This is a genomic window from Actinoplanes sp. NPDC051405 (assembly GCF_055586185.1).
In genome coordinates this window covers 92,106-109,080 of the sequence record NZ_JBVJIR010000017.1, presented here as the reverse complement: position 1 = coordinate 109,080, position 16,975 = coordinate 92,106, and the positions used below count along the sequence as shown (strand labels likewise).

Here is a 16,975-nt window from a genome sequence, read left to right as displayed (position 1 = left end):
CCTCTTCTGCGGGGCGCGATGGGGATACACCCCCCGTCGTGGACCCCCCCCCCCCCCCCCCCCCGGCCCGCCCCCCCCCCCCCCGCGGCAAGGGATCCGGCGGTGGCTCCAGCATGTTCGGCGCTTCGGCGGCGCAACAACGCCTACTACTCGTTCGAGCGGCAGATCTACTCGCCGGGGCCGGGCCCACGACGGCCGCGTACGACGTCGAGGACGGCACCGGGGTCGGCCGGTGCGGCGCCGCGCCAGGCCACGTGCTGATCCGGCCGGACCAGCACCAGCGGGCGCTCGAGCACCGATCGGACGTGCGGGTCGTCGACGGCGACGTGGGTCAGCGGGATGCCGTGGGCGGCCGCCTCGTCCGCGATGGCCGTGCCCACCTTCGATTCCGAGGAGTCCAGCAGGGTCAGCTCCGGTCCCAGCAGGTCGTGCAGCTCCGTGCCGTCGTCCAGCCGGACGCTGGGCAGGCGCCATCCCGGTGCCGTCGTGGCGACGATGCGCGTCCACTCCCAGCCCGGTTCGGCGTCGTCCGCGCCGGCCACCACGGGCGAGCCGCGGTAGGAGTCGCCGAAGTGGATTCCGGTGTTGTGGATCTGGTACCGCTCGCGTTCCAGGAAGGCGGCGAGCCGGGCGCGGCCCGCGCCGGCTGCGGCCAGTGCGGGGTAACGCCGCCACACATCCAGGAGGTTTCCGCAGAACTCGCGATTGAGCAGGCCGACCGGGCGGCGCTCGGCCTCGTAACTGTCCAGCAGCGCCGGGCCGCCCCAGCCCTGGGCGACCGCGGCGAGCTTCCAGCCGAGGTTCACCGCGTCGCCGATGCCGGTGTTGGCGCCGTGCCCGCCGGTCGGGAAGAACTGGTGGGCGGCGTCGCCGGCGATGAAGACGGGGCCGGCCCGGTACGCGTCGGCGACTGCCAGCCGGCCCTCCCAGTGGGCCACCACCAGCACCTCGTCGACGGCCAGGTCCACGCCGAGCCGCTCGCGCAGCACCGCCACCGGGTCGGCGTCCCGCTGCGCGGCGTCGAAGAGCGGGAACGTGCCGGTCCACAACTGGTCGCCGTCGCGGGACACCAGGGTCAGCCCCCGCGACGCGACGGTGAGGAAGAACCGGCCGTTGCGCCGCAGCACGGGATCGGTGCTGCGGAAGAACACGTCGCGGTGCTCGACCGGACCCGTGACGTCCTCGACGGTGATCCCGGCGGCCCGGCGCACCGCGCTGTTCGCGCCGTCGCAGCCGACCAGGAAACGCGTTCGGACGTGGTGGATGCCGTCCGGCCCGGCGAGCTCCGCCACCACCGTGTCGCCGGCGGCCGTGTATCCCCGGAAGGTCCAGCCCTCCCGCAGGTCCACCAGGGCCAGCGAGCTCAGCTGCCGGCGGCCCAGCTCCTCCAGCCGGGAGCCCATCACCCGCTGGTACGGCTCGCGGGGCACGGTGCCGTCGTTCACCTCAGCCATCCGACGGCGCGTCTGCTCCACGGACGGGTGTTCCCACACCGACACCGGTGGCCGGTCCAGCGTCTCGATCCACTGGAAGTTGAACAGGTGGTCCGGCGCCACGCCGTGCTGCCGGACGGCGTCGGCGAGCCCGAGCCGGCGGTAGTGCTCCATGCTGCGCCCGTGGATGAAGTCCATCTTGGGGTGCCGGGAGGGGCCGGGGGAGCGGTCCACGACGACACTGCGCACGCCGTGGTGGGCGAGCTCCATGGCCAGGACGGCACCGACCGGTCCGGCGCCGACGATCAGGACTGTGGTTTCCGTCTGTGGGGTAGGCATGCCGAAAAGCGTGCCCGACGCCGAGGCCCGCGAGGCCCACCAACCGACTACCCGCCTGGGTAGTTCGCTCATCGCTGCTCGCTCACTAGCGTCGATGGCATGGACATTGTGGTGCGCAAGTACGGCGGTAGCTCCCTGGCCGGAGTGGCGCGGGTCCGGCGTGCCGCGTCCTCGGTCGCCGCGGCACACGCCGCCGGCGCCTCGCTGGTCGTGGTGGTCTCCGCGCAGGGCGACACCACCGACACGCTGCTGCGGCAGGCGGCCGAGCTGGGTGGCACCGCGACGACGAGGGAGACCGACCAGTTGCTGGCCACCGGCGAATGCGCCTCGGCGGCGCTGATGGCGACCGCGCTGGCCGCCGCCGGCGTTCCGGCGATCTCGCTGACCGGACCGCAGGCCGGTATCGCGGTGACCGGCCCGGCCGGCGCCGGCCTCATCGCCGGCATCGACACCAAGCGCGTCCGGGCCCATCTCGGCGAGGGAAAGGTCGTGGTGGTGGCCGGTTTCCAGGGCAGCAACGCCGACGGGGACCTGGTCACGCTGGGCCGCGGCGGCTCGGACACCACGGCGGTGGCCCTGGCCGCCGCCCTGGACGCGACCAGTTGTGAGATCTACACCGATGTCGACGGGGTCTACGACGCCGACCCCCGGGTGGTTCCCGACGCCGGCGTGCTGCCCGGGGTGCCCGCCGAGATGATGGTCGAGATGGCCTTCGCCGGCGCCAAGGTGCTGCACGCGCGGGCCGCGGAGCTGGCCGCCGCGCACGAGGTCGACCTCAGGGTCCGCAGCTCGTTCACCGACGGCGCCGGCACCCCGGTGACGAGCCGTGCCGACGGCACCGAGCTGGAGGGTCACGGCGTCACGGCGGTCACCCACGATCTGGACGTGGTGCGGGTGCTGATCCGGTCGGACGGGCCGCGCCGCGACCTGGCGGCGGATCTGCTGACCGTGCTGGCCGAGCTCAACGCGCCGCTGGACCTGGTGGCGCGGTCCGGTTCGGCGGAGACCGAGTTCCGGATGGGTTTCACCATGCGCCACAGCGATCTCGACCGGGTGTTGCCCGCGCTGCGCGGCCGGGCCGAGCAGGTCGGCGGCACGGTGGTCGTCGATCCGAACGTGGCGAAGGTCTCGCTGGTCGGCGTCGGACTGCTGAGCCGGCCGCAGTACACCGCACGGCTGTTGCGGGCGCTGGCCTCCGCCGGGATCGCCACCAGCTGGCTGTTCACCTCACAGCTGCGTACGTCGGTGACGGTGCCGCTGGATCGCGGGCTGGACGCCGTGGCACTGATGCACCAGGAGTTCGCGCTCGATGCCGACACGTCGACGGCTTCCCCCTGACAACGAACGAGGAGTGGGATGTGGTCACCAACGCCGCCTTCGCGCGGCAGGTACGCCTGAATCGGTTGTTCCGGCACGACTACGGCCGTCTGCTGATCGTGCCGCTGGACCACTCGGTCACCGACGGTCCGGTCACCGGTGGCAACGGTGTGAACGGTCTGATCGGCAAGCTCGCCGGCAACGGCGTCGATGCGGTGGTGCTGCACAAGGGCGCCCTGCGCTACGTCGACCACCGCTGGTTCGCGGAGACCTCGCTGATCGTCCACCTCTCGGCGAGCACCGTGCACGCCGGCGACCCGGACGCGAAATACCTGGTCGCGAGCGTCGAGGAGGCATTGCGGCTGGGCGCCGACGCGGTCAGCGTGCACGTCAACCTGGGCTCCCGCGAGGAGGCCCGGCAGGTCGCCGACATGGCGGCCGTCTCCGACGCCTGCGATCGGTGGAACCTGCCGCTGCTGGCGATGATGTATCCCCGCGGCCCGCGGATCGCCGACCCGCGGGATCCGGCGCTGATCGCGCACGCCGTGACGCTCGCCGCCGATCTCGGCGCGGACATCGTCAAGACCCTCTACACCGGATCGCCGGACACGATGAGTGAGATCACCGGCAACGCACCGGTCCCGGTGATCGTGGCCGGCGGCCCGCGCCGCGACAACCACGCCGACGTGCTCGAGTACGTGGCCGAGGTGATGCGCGCCGGATCCGCCGGCGTGGCCATGGGCCGCAACGTCTTCCAGGCCGACGACCCCGCCCTCCTGACCAAGCGGATGTCGGCTCTCATCCACGACCGGGCCGGCTCCCGTCCGGCCGTTGCCACGACCGAAAGGTGACACCCATGAAGCTCTGCTGGCTCGACGCCCGCACGCTGGGCAGTGCCCGTTCCGCGATCATCGAGGAGGCGGTGCATCAGCGCATCGACGGTCTCGTCGCCGCCCATCCGGAGGCGTTCGAGGGCCTGCCGCCCACCATCACCAAAGTGCTCTTCCCGGACGCCGGCGAACTGCCCGACGATCTGCCCGGCGTGGACGTGCTGATCGTGGACGAGGCGGTGCACGGGCAGACCGCCGAACTGGCCGCCCGCTACCCGGACGTGGAGCTCGGCCGGTTCGTGGAGATCCGCGACGCGGCCACGCTGGAGCTGGCCTGCCAGTCCGCTCGCACCGAGCGGTGGAGCCTGCTGCTGTTCCGCGACCCGACCAAGATCCCGCTGGAGATCGTGATCGCCGCGGCGGCGGGAGCCACCGGCAGCATCATCACGGTCGCCGGCGACGTGGAGGAGGCCGGGATCATCTTCGGCGTCCTGGAGCACGGCTCCGACGGTGTGATGCTCACCCCCAAGCGGGTCGGCGACGCCACCGAGCTGAAGGAGGCCGCCCAGTACCAGCCGGAGGACCTGGAGCTGACCGAGCTCGAGGTCACCGCGATCAGCCACGTCGGCATGGGCGAGCGGGCCTGCGTGGACACCTGCACCTACTTCAACGAGGACGAGGGCATTCTGGTCGGCTCGCACTCCAAGGGCATGGTGCTGTGCGTGAGCGAGACCCATCCGCTGCCGTACATGCCGACGCGGCCGTTCCGGGTCAACGCGGGCGCCATCATGTCGTACACGTTGTCCACCAACGGCCGGACCAACTACCTGAGCGAGCTGCAGGCCGGCAGCAAGGTGCTCGCGGTCGACGTGAAGGGCAACACCCGGGTGGTCACGGTCGGCCGGGTGAAGATCGAGTCCCGGCCGCTGCTGTCGGTCGACGCGGTCGCGCCGAACGGCACGACCGTCAACCTGATCCTGCAGGACGACTGGCACGTCCGGGTGCTGGGTCCGGGCGCGGCGGTGCTCAACAGCACCGAGCTGAAGCCGGGCGACCGGGTGCTGGGCTACCTGCCGCTGGAGGACCGGCACGTCGGCTACCCGATCAACGAGTTCTGCCGGGAGCAGTGACCCCGGATGCCGGTGTTCGACTTCCACGTGCGGCTGGCACCCCGGCCCGGTGCGGTGGAGCGGCTGCTCTCGACGCTGGACGAGTGCAAGATCGATCAGGCGGCGGTCGCCGCGGGTGGCACCATCGACCTGCGGCGGCTCTCCCGGCAACTGGTCGAGGGCGGCCACGTGGAGACCGGCGCGGACAACGAGGCGGTGCTCGCCGCCGCTACGGCGTCCGGCGGCCGGCTGGTGCCGTTCTGGTTCGCCAACCCGTACCGGCCGGCCGCTGAGTACGCCGTCAGCGGTCCGCGATTCCGGGGGTTGGAGATCTCGCCGGCGGTGCACGGGGTGCCCTTGACCGATCCGCGGACCGCCGGCCTGGTGGCTGTCGCGGAGCAGCTGCGGCACCCGGTGTACGTCGTCTGCATCACCCGCCCCGGCTGTGCGGTCGCCGACCTGGTGTCGTTGGCCCGGCACCATCCCGGGGTGCGCTTCGTGCTCGGCCACAGCGGCGTCGGCAACATCGACTACTACGCCGTCGATCTGATATCTCCGGTGCCCAACATCTGGTTCGAGACGTCCGGCGGCTACAGCGGGGTGCTGCGCGACGCGATCGACACGCTCGGCCCGCAGCGGGTGCTCTTCGGCTCGGAGTTCCCGCTGCAGCACCCGGACGTGGAGCTGGCCAAGTACCGGGCGGCCGGAGTCGGCCCCCGGGAGTGGGAGATGACCGGCTGGACAAACGCCATCAATCTGCTGGAGATGCCATGACCCTGCCGCAGCTCGGTGACTGGAAGACCGAAGAGCAACTGCGTGACATCCAGGATGCGCAACTGCCGACGACGCTGCGCTGGGCGGCGGCTTCGCCCTTCTACCGGTCGCGGCTGGGCGACGCCACCCCGCAGGACCGCGCGGACCTGGTGAAACTGCCCCTGACCACCAAGCAGGACCTGCGCGACCAGTACCCGTTCGGGCTGCTGGCGGTCGACCGGGCCGAGCTGGCCACCTATCACGAGTCGAGCGGGACGGCCGGGCAGCCGACGCCGTCCTACTACACCGCCGAGGACTGGGTGGACCTCGCCGAGCGCTACGCCCGCAAGTGGATCGGCATCGGCGCGTCGGACACGTTCCTCGTTCGTACGCCGTACGCGCTGATGATCACCGGCCACCTGGCGCATGCCGCCGGCCGCCTGCACGGCGCCACCGTGGTGCCGGGTGACAACCGATCGCTGGCCATGCCGTACTCCCGGGTGGTGCGCGTGCTGCACGACCTCGAGGTGAGCCTGACCTGGTCGATGCCGACCGAGACGCTGTTGTGGGCGGCGGCCGCCCGGGCCGCGGGCCACCGGCCGGGCCAGGACTTCCCGGCACTGCGGGCGCTGTTCGTCGGCGGCGAGCCGCTGAGCGACGCCCGGCGCGCCCGGATCACCGAGATCTGGGGCGTCCCGGTGATCGAGGAGTACGGCTCGACCGAGACCGGCAGCCTCGCCGGCGAGTGTCCCGGAGGGCGGATGCACCTGTGGTCCGACCGCGCCGTCTTCGAGGTGCTCGACCCGGACACCGGCCGCACCTCGGCGACCGGCACCGGCCAGCTGGTGGTGACCCCGCTGTTCCGGCAGGCGATGCCCCTGCTGCGGTACAACCTCGAGGACAACGTCGAGGTTTCCGACGCCGAATGCGAATGCGGCTGGGCACTGCCGACCGTCCGGGTGCTGGGCCGCTCGGCGTTCGGATATCCGGTCGCCGGTACGAAGGTCACCCAGAACCGGGTCGAGGAACTGGTGTTCGGGCTCCCGATCGAGCACGAGGTGCTGTTCTGGCGCGGCCGGGCCGACCCGGAAGTGCTCCGGTTGCAGATCGAGGTGCCCGACGAGCATCGGGCGGCGGCCTGCGCGGCGCTGACCGAGGCTGTCCGCTCGGCGTACGACATCCCGGTCGAGGTCTCCGGTGTGCCGGTCGGCACCCTCGTGCCCGGGCACGTCCTGACCGGCGTCCACGACGTCGTGAAGCCGCGCGGCCTGTTCGGCGCCGACGAGGACTGGGACAAGGCCTTGCTGTACTACTGAGCGGAAGGACGACGCGATGCACATCGCGATCATCGGCGCCGGCATCTCCGGGTTGACCACGGCCGTGGCGCTGCGCCAAGCCGGACTGACCAGCCGGGTGTACGAGCAGGCGCCGGAGCTGACCGAGGTCGGTGCCGGACTGCAACTCGCGCCCAACGCCGTCCGGCAACTGCGTCGGCTGGGTCTGGGTGACGTGCTCGGCGAAGTGGCGGTGCGTCCCGCCGCGATCGAGATGCGGCGGTGGGACGACGGCGAGCTCATCATGTCGACGCCGCTGGCCGGATGCGAGCAGCGGTACGGTGCCCCGTACCTGACCGTGCACCGGGCCGACCTGCACCGCTGCCTGGTCGGTGCGCTCCCGCCCGGCACCGTACGGCTGGACTCCCGGCTCACCGGCCTGGCCGAGTGGCCGGATCGGGCCGAGCTGACGTTCGCCGACGGGTTCACGACGAAGCCGGAGGTGGTCGTCGGCGCGGACGGCATCCATTCGGTGACGCGGGAACGGCTGGTCCGGGACCGGCCCCGGTTCTCGGGCCAGACGATCTACCGGGGCCTGGTGCCGGCAGACAAGGTGCCGGAGCTGGCCGAGGATCCGAAGGTGCGGCTGTGGCTGGGCCCGGACCAGCATTGCGTGTCCTACCCGGTGTCCGGCGGCGCCTGGATCAGCTTCGGCGCCACCACTCCGGCGGACGGCTGGGACATCGAGTCCTGGACAGCCGCGGGCCAGGCGGAGCACATGGTGCGGGCGTACCGGCACTGGCATCCCCAGGTGCTGGCGCTGCTGTCGGCCGCCGGCACCGTGCGCCGCTGGGCGCTGCACGACCGGGACACGATCGAGCGCTGGAGCACCGACCGGCTGACTCTGGCCGGCGATGCGGCTCATCCCATGCTGCCGTTCCTGGCTCAGGGCGCCAATCAGGCCGTGGAGGACGCGGTGGTACTCGCCGAGTGCCTCGCCGGGTCGACCGGTGACGTGGCCGCGGCACTGCGCCGGTACCAGGACATCCGGGCGCCACGGACTGCGGAGGTGCACCAGCGCTCCCGCGGCAACACCCGCACGTTGCACCTGCGCGACGGTGACGAGCAGCGCCGGCGTGACACCGAGCTGGGCGGCCGGGCGGACCTGTCCGGACAGGACTGGCTGTGGGCGTACGACCCGACGACGGCCGTCGCTCCCTGACCGGCCGCTGAGCACAGAGGAGACCACACCATGCAGCACAGCGGAGTCGAAGGAAGAACCGCGATCGTCACCGGTGCGGCCCAGGGCATCGGCCGGGCGGTGGCCTGCGAACTGGCCGGCCGGGGGGCCCAGGTGGCCCTGCTCGACCGCAACGCCGAGGCCCTCACCGCGGTCGTCGACCGGATCGACGGCGTCTGCGCGGCGTTCCCGGCCGACGTGGCCGACGCCGGCGCGGTGGCCGACGCGGTCGAGCGGGTCGAGGAGCAGCTGGGGCCGGTGGGCATCCTCGTCAACGTCGCCGGTGTGCTGCCGATGGGAGCCATCCTGGACCTCAGTGACGAGGACTGGGTGCGCGCCTTCGCGGTCAACACCCACGGGGTGTTCACCGTGTCGCGTACGGTGGCCCGCCGCATGAAGGACCGCCGGGCCGGGACGATCGTCACGGTCAGCTCCAACGCGGCGTTCGTGCCCCGGGTGGGGATGGCCGCCTACGCGTCGTCGAAGGCGGCCGCCACCGCGTTCACCAAGTGCCTGGGCCTGGAGCTGGCCGAGTTCGGCATCCGCTGCAACGTGGTGTCGCCCGGCTCGACCGACACACCGATGCTGCGCGGCATGTGGAAGAGCGACAGCGACCGGTCGATGACCATCGACGGCTCGCTCGGCTCGTACCGGGCCGGCATCCCGCTGCGCAAGCTCGCCCGGCCGGAGGACGTCGCGGAGGCGGTTGCCTTCCTCGTCTCCGACCGGGCCGGTCACATCACCATGCACGACATGTGTGTCGACGGCGGTGCCACCCTCGGGGTCTAGGTCACGAGGTGTGCGACGCCGCGACCAGCCGGGCCAGCTCGATCCGGGAGGTCACCGCGAGTTTCCGGAAGATGCGGCGCATGTGGTAGTTGACCGTGTGCGGGGAGAGGAAGACCCGGTGGGCGATCTGCTGGTTGGTCATGCCCTCGGCGGCGAGCTGCGCGATGGTCCGCTCCTTGTCGCCGAGCCGGGCGAGGACCGGGTTCTGGCGCGCCACGGGCGTCAACGGCCGGCCGGCGGCCTGCTGGTGCAGGGCGGTTCGCAGGTTCGCGGGCAGGGAGGCGCGGACCAGTTGCCAGAGCATGGTGCTGCGGAACTCGGGCTCCACGCCGTCGCTGACCACCAGGCCGGCATCGGTGGCCTCGTCCAGCAGGGGCAGTAGCTGCGCGACCGGCTCGTTCATCATCTCCGCGACGGTCGTCAGGCTGAACTGCCGGTTGAGCGCCGCCGCGACGTGGATCAGCTGCCGGCACCGTGGCGACAGCGTGCAGAGCCGGTTCCGCACCCCGAGGACGGCCTGCTGCGGGATCCGGGCGTGCAGCAGCCGGACATACCCGCCGCTGTTGCCCAGCGCTCCCTCGTCCCGCAGGCCGGTGACCAACTCGATGATCAGCCGCGGATGACCGTTGGCCTGGGCGACGAACGAGAGAAGGTCGGGGCAGGGGGGCGCGCCGAGCACCTCGGTCACCAGCGCTGCCACGCCCGGCCCGGGAAGGTCTCCCAGGGTGACGTGGACGACCTTGCCGGCGGCCACGGCTGCCGGTGACAAGCAGTCCGGGCGGGTGGTCAGCACCCAGACGCACGGGGCCCGGCGGTTCTTGGCCAGCCAGCGCATGTCCAGGCGCAGTCGGGCGGGATCGGCCAGGTGCGTGTCGTCGACGCCGATGACGATCGGTACGCCGTCGTCCGGTGGCAGCGGGTGGCCGGCGAGCGGCTCGGGCAGGGCGGTGGCGGCGTGCAGGACGGCGATGTCCCGCCCGTCGACCGGGCCCGCCGTGTGGCAGCCCCGCTCGCGGGCCAGCCCCAGTGCGACACCGAGCAGGTGACTCTTGCCGACGCCCTCAGCGCCCTGCACCACTATCGCCCCGATGTGCTCGGGTGGGGATTCGAGCAGTGCGGCGAGCTCGTGGAGGAGATCCTGTTTTTCCCGGACATTGGCCAGCATGGTTTCCCCGTCTGATCGAACCTGCGACTGCCGCCCCTGCCCGGCGCCCGGAACCGCGTCGCGGTGACGAGCGCGCGCCATCCTTGAGACGCGGGCCGGAGCGGGTGCTGCTGGTGGCGCTGAGCATCGATGCGGCGCCGGTCGTCCCGGCAGGATGGTGACGCGTCCTTGCGGACCTGGGACGGACCACACCGATTCTTGCGCCGTCCAAGGTTGCGAACATCGGGCCAACCCGTGATTCCAGGCGGGCAGTGTGTCGTGTACCTTCGGTCAGCGCTCGCTGACATCGCGTGAATAAGGGATGCGGCGTGCGCCGCGCGGCAGGTATCGACTAGGTGGATGATTTGCTGTCGACGTTCGTGGACATGGTGTGCAGGATCCCGGGCAGCTGCTTCAGCATCACGGCGGGCAGGTCGCGGACCGTCTCCTCGGCAAGGGTGACCCACAGCTCCCGGATCTGGTCGGCCAGCGCCTTTCCGCTGTCGGTCAGCGCTACCACGGTGGCGCGCTTGTCAGCCGGATCGGGAGTGCGCCGGATGTGGCCGGAGGCCTCCAGCTTGCGAGTCATCAGGGTGACGCTGGGCGGCTCGCAACCCAGCGCCTCGCTGAGCTGAGCCTGGATCAGCGGGCCGGTCCGGTCGAGCTCGAGCAGCACGGCTTCCTGGCCGGCGTGCAGCCCGAGCGGGGCCAGCAACTGCGCCGCCCTGGCCCGGTGACGCAGGCTGAGCAGGCGGATTCCCTGGTTGAGGGCGTCGGCGTACTCGGGATCCATGGACCCTCCCTTGACAACAGCGTTCGTTACGCGCATAAGATTATGCGCGTAACCATTACGCGCATAAGCAATGCTACACAGTCTCGAGGAGCCGACATGACGGTCAAGGTCGCAGTTTTTTACTACAGCTCGACGGGCACGGTCCACGCCCTCGCTGAGGCCGTCGCCGAGGGTGCCACCTCGGCCGGGGCCGAGGTGCGGCTGCGCCGGGCCGCCGAGCTGGCCCCCGCCGAGGCCATCGACCAGAACCCGCAGTGGCGCCAGCATCTCGACGCCACCAGCTCGGTGCCGGTGGCCCAGCTCGACGACCTGGCCTGGGCCGACGCGTACGCGTTCGGCACGCCGACCCGGTTCGGGACGCCGGCCGCGCAGCTCAAGCAGTTCATCGATCAGGCCGGCGGCCTGTGGCGCGACGGGGTCCTGGCCGACAAGCCGGTGACGGCGTTCACCTCGGCCTACAACCGGCACGGCGGCAGCGAGGCGACGATCCTCGCCCTGGGCAACGTCTTCTACCACTGGGGCGCGCTGATCGTGCCGCCCGGCTTCACCGACGCGACGGTCTACGCCGCCGGCGGCAACCCCTACGGCACCGTCTCGACCGGGGGTGCCGGTGCCGACGCGGCGGCCCTCGACGCCGCCCGCTACCAGGGCCAGCGTCTGGCCAACTTCGCCGTCCGGCTCAAGGGCGCCCCGCTTGCCGCGGGTGCTGCTCAGAGTGCCTGAGACGCAGTCCGATGAAGCGGAGGAAGTGATGACGAGTACCCGTGCCGACAGCCCGGCGGTCAAGCCGTACACCGGCCCGGCCTGGCTGGTTCTCGCGCTGGCGTGCGCCTGCCAGTTCATGGTCATTCTCGACGTGTCGATCGTCAACGTCGCGCTGCCGGCGGTGCAGCGGGATCTCGGGTTCACCGACACCGGACTGGCCTGGGTGGTCAACGGTTACGTCCTGGCGTTCGCCGGTTTCATGCTCCTCGGCGGCCGCGCGGCCGACCTGTTCGGTCACCGCCGCATGCTGGTGGCCGGGCTCGCCCTGTTCTCGCTGGCCAGCCTGGTCGCGGGCCTGGCGACCAGCGCGGAGATGCTGGTCGTCGCCCGCGCCGCGCAGGGCCTGGGTGGCGCGATGCTGGCTCCGGCCACCCTCGCCGTGATCAACACCTGCTTCCCGGAGGGGGCGCAGCGCGCCCGGGCGTTCGGGGCGTGGTCCGCTTCCGGTGGCGTCGGCGGCATGGTCGGTGCGGTGGCCGGCGGTGTGCTGACGACCGGGCTGTCCTGGCGGTGGGTGTTCCTGATCAACGTGCCGATCGGCGCGTTGCTGATCGCGGTGGCGATGTCGTCGCTGACCGCGCGGCCCGGCCGCCGCGAGGCGCTGGATCTGGCCGGCGCGATCACCGGTACGGCCGGCCTGGCCGCACTGATCTACGGCGTCATGCAGACCGCCGACCACGCCTGGGGATCCGCGCGGGTGCTCGTCCCGGTCGTGGCCGGCGTCCTCCTGCTGGCGGTCTTCCTGGTGGTGGAGAAGCGGTTCGCCACAGCGCCGATGATGCCGCTGCGGTTGTTCAGCAACCGCAGCGTGGCGGTCAGCAACGCGATGCTCTTCCTGTTCGGTGGCATCGCCATCGCGATGTGGTTCTTCACCTCGCTCTTCATGCAGAACGTGCTGGGCTACAGCGCGCTCGACGCCGGGCTGGGACAGACACCGGCCGCGATCATGTTCGTGGTGGTGGCGCGGTTCGCCTCCGGCTGGCTGCCGAAGACCGGCGTGCGCCTGCTGGTGCTGGTCGGCTGCGCGTGCTTCGTGGCCGGATTCGCCTGGCTCTCGCAGGCGGGCGTCGGCAGCCACTTCGTGACGAGCGTCCTGGGCCCGACACTGCTGGTGGCGATCGGTATCGGCCTGGTGTTCCCGACGCTGATGGCGTCGGCGACCGCCGACGTCGAGCCGCGCGACGCCGGCATCGTCGGTGGCCTGGCCAACACGGCCAGCCAGGTCGGCGGTTCGGTGGCGCTGGCGGTGTTCGCGACGGCGGCCGCGGCCCGCGCTGCCTCGCACAACAGTGGGAATTCCACCCCCGAAGCTCTGGCCTCCGGATACGAACTCGTCTTCGGTCTGGCGGTCGGAGTGGCCCTGGCGATCGCCCTGGTCAGCATGCTGTTGCCCAAGTGGCAGCGGAGCTGACCCGCGACGACAGGTGACGTCGCGTTGCCCACGCGGTGACCACACCCTGGCGGGCCGACCCCTCGCGGCCCGGCATCCCGCGTGGGCAACGCGACGATTTGATCTTCGTGCAACACCGCGACCCGTAGAAACCGGAGCCCTCAATGGCACGCCGCCTGTTCACCTCCGAGTCGGTCACGGAAGGCCACCCGGACAAGATCGCTGATCAGATCAGCGACGGTATTCTTGATGCCCTGCTGTCGCAGGACCCCCGCAGCCGCGTTGCGGTGGAGACGCTGATCACGACCGGCCAGGTTCATGTGGCCGGTGAGGTGACCACCAAGGCGTATGCGGACATTCCGAGCATCGTGCGTGAGACGATCCTGGGTATCGGTTACGACTCGTCCAAGAAGGGCTTCGACGGCGCGTCGTGTGGCGTGAGTGTGTCGATCGGTTCGCAGTCGCCGGATATCGCCCAGGGTGTGGACAGCGCGGTCGAGTTGCGCGAGGGCAATTCCGAGCATGCGCTGGACGCTCAGGGTGCGGGCGATCAGGGCATGATGTTCGGCTTCGCGTGTTCGGAGACCCCGGAGCTGATGCCGCTGCCGATCGCGTTGGCGCACCGGCTGGCCCGGCGGTTGTCGACCGCGCGTAAGGACGGCACGATTCCGTACCTGCGTCCGGACGGTAAGACCCAGGTCACCATCGAGTACGACGGCCTGCGCCCGGTGCGCCTCGACACGGTGGTGGTGTCGTCCCAGCACGCCGGCGACATCTCACTGGAAGGCCTGCTCACGCCCGACGTGCGCAACTACGTGATCGCACCGGTGCTGGCGGGACTCGATCTCGATGTCACCGCGTACCGGCTGTTGGTCAACCCGACCGGTCGTTTCGAGATCGGCGGGCCGATGGGTGACGCCGGCCTGACCGGTCGCAAGATCATTGTTGATACGTACGGCGGGTACGCGCGGCACGGTGGTGGTGCGTTCTCGGGTAAGGACCCGTCGAAGGTGGACCGTTCGGCGGCGTACGCGATGCGCTGGGTGGCCAAGAACGTGGTCGCCGCGGGTCTGGCCGAGCGGTGTGAGACGCAGGTGGCGTACGCGATCGGTAAGGCGCACCCGGTGTCGTTGTTCGTGGAGACGTTCGGTACGGAGAACGTGCCGGTGGAGCGGATCGAGAAGGCCATCAACGAGGTGTTCGATCTGCGTCCGGCCGCGATCATCCGGGATCTGGATCTGTTGCGCCCGATCTATCAGCAGACCGCGGCGTACGGCCACTTCGGCCGGGAACTGCCGGAGCTGCTGTGGGAGAACACCGACCGCGCCCAGGACCTCAAGAACGCGGCCGGGTGACCGCCGTGTCCCGCGTCGTCGTGACCGGCTCCATCGCCACCGATCACCTGATGAGCTTCCCGGGCCGCTTCGCCGACCAGCTCATCGCGGACCAGCTCCACACGGTGTCGCTCTCCTTCCTCGTCGATGACCTGACCGTCCGGCGCGGGGGAGTCGGGGCCAACATCGCCTACGGCCTGGCCCAGCTCGGTCTGCGGCCGACGCTGGTCGGAGCCGTCGGCGCGGATTTCGCCGACTACCGCTCCTGGCTGGAACGGCATCACGTCGACTGCTCGTCGGTTCTGGTCAGCGAGCAGGCACAGACCGCCCGGTTCATCTGCACCACCGACCGGGACATGTGTCAGATCGCCTCGTTCTACGCCGGTGCCATGACCGAGGCGGTGGACATCGACCTCGCCGCCGTCACGGCGGCCGGTGCGGCCCCCGAACTGGTGGTGATCGCGCCCGACGTGCCCGGTGCGATGCTGCGTCACGCCGCCGCCTGCCGGCGCGCGGGCCGGCCGTTCGCCGCCGACCCGTCGCAGCAGCTGGCCCGGATGTCCGCCGCCGACATCACCGAGTTCATCACCGGCGCGCGCTATCTGCTGTCCAACGAGTACGAGTACGGCCTGCTGCGCAGCAAGCTCGGCGCCTCCGACGCGGACGTGCGGGCCATGGTGGAGGTCGTGGTGACCACCCGCGGCGCGGCGGGGGTCCGGATCCGTACGGCCGACCGGGTCGCCGACGTGCCGGCGGTGCCGCTGGCGGCCGTGGTGGATCCCACCGGCGGCGGGGACGCTTTCCGGGCCGGCTTCATCGCCGCGGTGGTGAGCGGACTGCCCTACGAGACCGCCGCGGCCGTCGGCTGCCAGCTCGCCGGGTACGCGATTCAGCAGCCGGGCGGCCAGGAGTACGAGGTCCGGCCCGCGGACCTGATCGCCGATCTGGAGGCGCACTACGGTGCCGGCACCGCCGCGGCGGTCCGCGAAGCCCTGCATCCGGCCGTGGCCATGACCGGATCCTGACGCAAGGGCGTGACAGCATGGCCCGATGCGTCACGTGTCCGATCATGAACGCCGCGCCCGGCTGGGGGTCCGGCACGCGCTGGCGCCCGGGTTCCGAGCCGACTCGCCGGAGTCCGTCACGCGGGCCATGACCGTGCTCCACGCCACCGAGCCCGCCACGGTCTACCTGTCCTGCTGGGCGCGGGCCGGGTCGCTCGAGATCGCCGACGTCGACCGGGCGCTCTACGCCGACCGTACGCTGGTCAAGCAGCTGGCCATGCGGCGCACTCTCTTCGTGGTCCCGCGTGACCTGCTGCCGGCGGTCTGGTCCAGCGCGTCCGCCCGGGTCGCGGGCACCGAACGGGCCCGCATCGCCAAGGACGCCGTCCTGGCCGGACTCGCCGAGGACGGGCACGACTGGATCGACCGCGCCCGCGCCGAGGTCCTCGCCGCGCTCGCGGACACCCCGGACGGTCGCTCGGCGCTGGAGATCCGGCAGGCGGTGCCGCTGATCGACGTGAAGACGACGGTGGGGGCCGGTGGACTGTCGCCGGCGGGCCGGGTGCTGACCCACCTCGGGGCCACCGCCGACATCGTGCGGGGCGTCAACACTGCGGGCTGGTACACGTCCCGGCCCCGCTGGACCCTCATGCGGCACTGGCTCACCGACGTTCCCGAGCTCGGCGGCGCGGCCGAGGGCTATCGCGAGATCGTGCGCCGCTGGTTGTACACCTTCGGACCCGGCACTGAGGACGACCTGGTCTGGTGGCTGGGTGCGACCCGGAGCGTGGTGCGGGCCGCGCTCGGGGAGGTCGGTGCTGTCGCGGTCTCGCTCGACAGCGGCGACACCGGGTGGCTGTTGCCGGACGACCTCGACGAAGTGCCCGACCCGGGACCGTGGGCGGCGCTGCTGCCGGTCCTCGATCCGACGGTCATGGGATGGCAGCGGCGGGACTTCTACCTCGGGCCGCACCGCGAGCAGCTCTTCGACAACCGAGGGAACGCGGGCGCGACCGCGTGGGTCGATGGGCGGGCTGTGGGTAGCTGGGTGCAGGACGGGGCTGGGGTCGTACGGGTGCGGTTGCTGGAATCCGTGTCGGCTGCCGGTCGCCGGAGCCTCGATGCGGAGGCGGCGCGGTTGACGGCTTGGCTCGGTGGATTCCGGGTTCCGAGTCTTTACCGGTCGCCGGCCATGCGGCCGGAGCCGGCATAGGGGATCGGGCGGCTTTCGCGCTTCGTGTCTCTGCCGCTTGCCGGCCCGCTGCGGCCGGCTTCTGCGTCCCGGGCCTCTCCCGTTTGCCGGCCCTGTCGTGCGGCTTCTGGATCGCGGGTCTCTGCCGCTTGCCGGCCGTCGTGGGCGGCCGCTCGTGCGGCTTCTGGATCGCGGGTCTCTGCCGCTTGCCGGCCGTCGTGGGCGGCCGCTCGTGCGGCTTCTGGATCGCGGGTCTCTGCCGCTTGCCG

At 71.5% G+C, this 16,975-nt stretch carries 15 protein-coding genes; 12 read left to right on the top strand and 3 right to left on the bottom strand.

Annotated features, from left to right (window positions below; translation table 11 throughout):
- Positions 1-167 precede the first annotated feature (167 nt).
- Positions 168-1,772, bottom strand: coding sequence for an FAD-dependent monooxygenase (locus ACZ6S4_RS32285; RefSeq protein WP_465478533.1), 1,605 nt, complete (start codon positions 1,770-1,772; stop codon positions 168-170).
- A gap of 99 nt (positions 1,773-1,871) precedes the next feature.
- Between ACZ6S4_RS32285 and ACZ6S4_RS32280 the strand changes: the two genes are divergently transcribed.
- From ACZ6S4_RS32280 to ACZ6S4_RS32250, 7 genes are read left to right on the top strand one after another with little or no spacing between them, the layout of a single operon-like run.
- The gene (locus ACZ6S4_RS32280; RefSeq protein ID WP_465478532.1) at positions 1,872-3,110 is read left to right on the top strand and encodes an aspartate kinase; all 1,239 of its coding nucleotides are present in this window, start codon (positions 1,872-1,874) and stop codon (positions 3,108-3,110) included.
- A 20-nt stretch (positions 3,111-3,130) separates the two neighbouring features.
- Positions 3,131-3,940 carry a 2-amino-3,7-dideoxy-D-threo-hept-6-ulosonate synthase gene (locus ACZ6S4_RS32275; RefSeq protein WP_465478531.1) on the top strand — a complete coding sequence of 270 codons (810 nt, stop codon included), beginning with the start codon at positions 3,131-3,133 and terminating at the stop codon, positions 3,938-3,940.
- 5 nt (positions 3,941-3,945) lie between these two features.
- Positions 3,946-5,049 carry a 3-dehydroquinate synthase II family protein gene (locus ACZ6S4_RS32270; protein WP_465478530.1) on the top strand — a complete coding sequence of 368 codons (1,104 nt, stop codon included), beginning with the start codon at positions 3,946-3,948 and terminating at the stop codon, positions 5,047-5,049.
- Positions 5,050-5,055: 6 nt separating this feature from the next.
- Positions 5,056-5,802 (top strand): amidohydrolase family protein, encoded by a 747-nt coding sequence (locus ACZ6S4_RS32265; protein WP_465478529.1) that lies wholly within the window; start codon positions 5,056-5,058, stop codon positions 5,800-5,802.
- Entirely contained in the window at positions 5,799-7,097 is a 1,299-nt protein-coding gene (locus ACZ6S4_RS32260; protein ID WP_465478528.1) for a phenylacetate--CoA ligase family protein, read from the top strand. The genes ACZ6S4_RS32265 and ACZ6S4_RS32260 overlap by 4 nt, the downstream gene beginning before the upstream one ends.
- 16 nt (positions 7,098-7,113) lie before the next feature.
- Positions 7,114-8,277, top strand: coding sequence for an FAD-dependent monooxygenase (locus ACZ6S4_RS32255; RefSeq protein WP_465478527.1), 1,164 nt, complete (start codon positions 7,114-7,116; stop codon positions 8,275-8,277).
- 30 nt (positions 8,278-8,307) lie between these two features.
- Positions 8,308-9,084 carry a 2,3-dihydro-2,3-dihydroxybenzoate dehydrogenase gene (locus tag ACZ6S4_RS32250; RefSeq protein ID WP_465478526.1) on the top strand — a complete coding sequence of 259 codons (777 nt, stop codon included), beginning with the start codon at positions 8,308-8,310 and terminating at the stop codon, positions 9,082-9,084.
- Between the two features lies 1 nt (position 9,085).
- Here ACZ6S4_RS32250 and ACZ6S4_RS32245 read toward each other — a convergent pair whose 3' ends face one another.
- Both ACZ6S4_RS32245 and ACZ6S4_RS32240 read right to left on the bottom strand, forming a co-directional pair.
- Positions 9,086-10,249, bottom strand: a complete 1,164-nt coding sequence (locus tag ACZ6S4_RS32245; protein WP_465478525.1) for a helix-turn-helix domain-containing protein — start codon at positions 10,247-10,249, stop codon at positions 9,086-9,088.
- 331 nt (positions 10,250-10,580) lie between these two features.
- Positions 10,581-11,021 (bottom strand): MarR family winged helix-turn-helix transcriptional regulator, encoded by a 441-nt coding sequence (locus ACZ6S4_RS32240; protein WP_465478524.1) that lies wholly within the window; start codon positions 11,019-11,021, stop codon positions 10,581-10,583.
- Positions 11,022-11,117: 96 nt separating this feature from the next.
- Between ACZ6S4_RS32240 and wrbA the strand changes: the two genes are divergently transcribed.
- The 5 genes from wrbA (at position 11,118) to ACZ6S4_RS32215 (ending at position 16,727) form a co-directional block, all read left to right on the top strand.
- Positions 11,118-11,744, top strand: coding sequence for an NAD(P)H:quinone oxidoreductase (wrbA, locus tag ACZ6S4_RS32235; RefSeq protein WP_465478523.1), 627 nt, complete (start codon positions 11,118-11,120; stop codon positions 11,742-11,744).
- Positions 11,745-11,772: 28 nt separating this feature from the next.
- Entirely contained in the window at positions 11,773-13,197 is a 1,425-nt protein-coding gene (locus ACZ6S4_RS32230; RefSeq protein ID WP_465478522.1) for an MFS transporter, read from the top strand.
- Positions 13,198-13,340: 143 nt separating this feature from the next.
- On the top strand, positions 13,341-14,531 hold the full coding sequence (metK, locus tag ACZ6S4_RS32225; protein ID WP_465478521.1) for a methionine adenosyltransferase: 1,191 nt from the start codon (positions 13,341-13,343) through the stop codon (positions 14,529-14,531).
- A 50-nt stretch (positions 14,532-14,581) separates the two neighbouring features.
- The gene (locus ACZ6S4_RS32220) at positions 14,582-15,535 is read left to right on the top strand and encodes a carbohydrate kinase family protein (protein ID WP_465478642.1); all 954 of its coding nucleotides are present in this window, start codon (positions 14,582-14,584) and stop codon (positions 15,533-15,535) included.
- 25 nt (positions 15,536-15,560) lie between these two features.
- Positions 15,561-16,727, top strand: a complete 1,167-nt coding sequence (locus tag ACZ6S4_RS32215) for a winged helix DNA-binding domain-containing protein (RefSeq protein ID WP_465478520.1) — start codon at positions 15,561-15,563, stop codon at positions 16,725-16,727.
- Positions 16,728-16,975: the final 248 nt, after the last annotated feature.

Excerpts from the sequence above, each read along its gene's own strand:
- ACZ6S4_RS32285 (WP_465478533.1), bottom strand. The coding sequence starts at position 1,772 with ATGCCTACCCCACAGACGGAAACCACAGTCCTGATCGTCGGCGCCGGA.
- ACZ6S4_RS32280 (WP_465478532.1), top strand. The coding sequence starts at position 1,872 with ATGGACATTGTGGTGCGCAAGTACGGCGGTAGCTCCCTGGCCGGAGTG.
- ACZ6S4_RS32270 (WP_465478530.1), top strand. The coding sequence starts at position 3,946 with ATGAAGCTCTGCTGGCTCGACGCCCGCACGCTGGGCAGTGCCCGTTCC.
- ACZ6S4_RS32265 (WP_465478529.1), top strand. The coding sequence starts at position 5,056 with ATGCCGGTGTTCGACTTCCACGTGCGGCTGGCACCCCGGCCCGGTGCG.
- ACZ6S4_RS32260 (WP_465478528.1), top strand. The coding sequence starts at position 5,799 with ATGACCCTGCCGCAGCTCGGTGACTGGAAGACCGAAGAGCAACTGCGT.
- ACZ6S4_RS32255 (WP_465478527.1), top strand. The coding sequence starts at position 7,114 with ATGCACATCGCGATCATCGGCGCCGGCATCTCCGGGTTGACCACGGCC.
- ACZ6S4_RS32250 (WP_465478526.1), top strand. The coding sequence starts at position 8,308 with ATGCAGCACAGCGGAGTCGAAGGAAGAACCGCGATCGTCACCGGTGCG.
- ACZ6S4_RS32245 (WP_465478525.1), bottom strand. The coding sequence starts at position 10,249 with ATGCTGGCCAATGTCCGGGAAAAACAGGATCTCCTCCACGAGCTCGCC.
- ACZ6S4_RS32240 (WP_465478524.1), bottom strand. The coding sequence starts at position 11,021 with ATGGATCCCGAGTACGCCGACGCCCTCAACCAGGGAATCCGCCTGCTC.
- wrbA (WP_465478523.1), top strand. The coding sequence starts at position 11,118 with ATGACGGTCAAGGTCGCAGTTTTTTACTACAGCTCGACGGGCACGGTC.
- ACZ6S4_RS32230 (WP_465478522.1), top strand. The coding sequence starts at position 11,773 with ATGACGAGTACCCGTGCCGACAGCCCGGCGGTCAAGCCGTACACCGGC.
- metK (WP_465478521.1), top strand. The coding sequence starts at position 13,341 with ATGGCACGCCGCCTGTTCACCTCCGAGTCGGTCACGGAAGGCCACCCG.
- ACZ6S4_RS32220 (WP_465478642.1), top strand. The coding sequence starts at position 14,582 with ATGAGCTTCCCGGGCCGCTTCGCCGACCAGCTCATCGCGGACCAGCTC.
- ACZ6S4_RS32215 (WP_465478520.1), top strand. The coding sequence starts at position 15,561 with ATGCGTCACGTGTCCGATCATGAACGCCGCGCCCGGCTGGGGGTCCGG.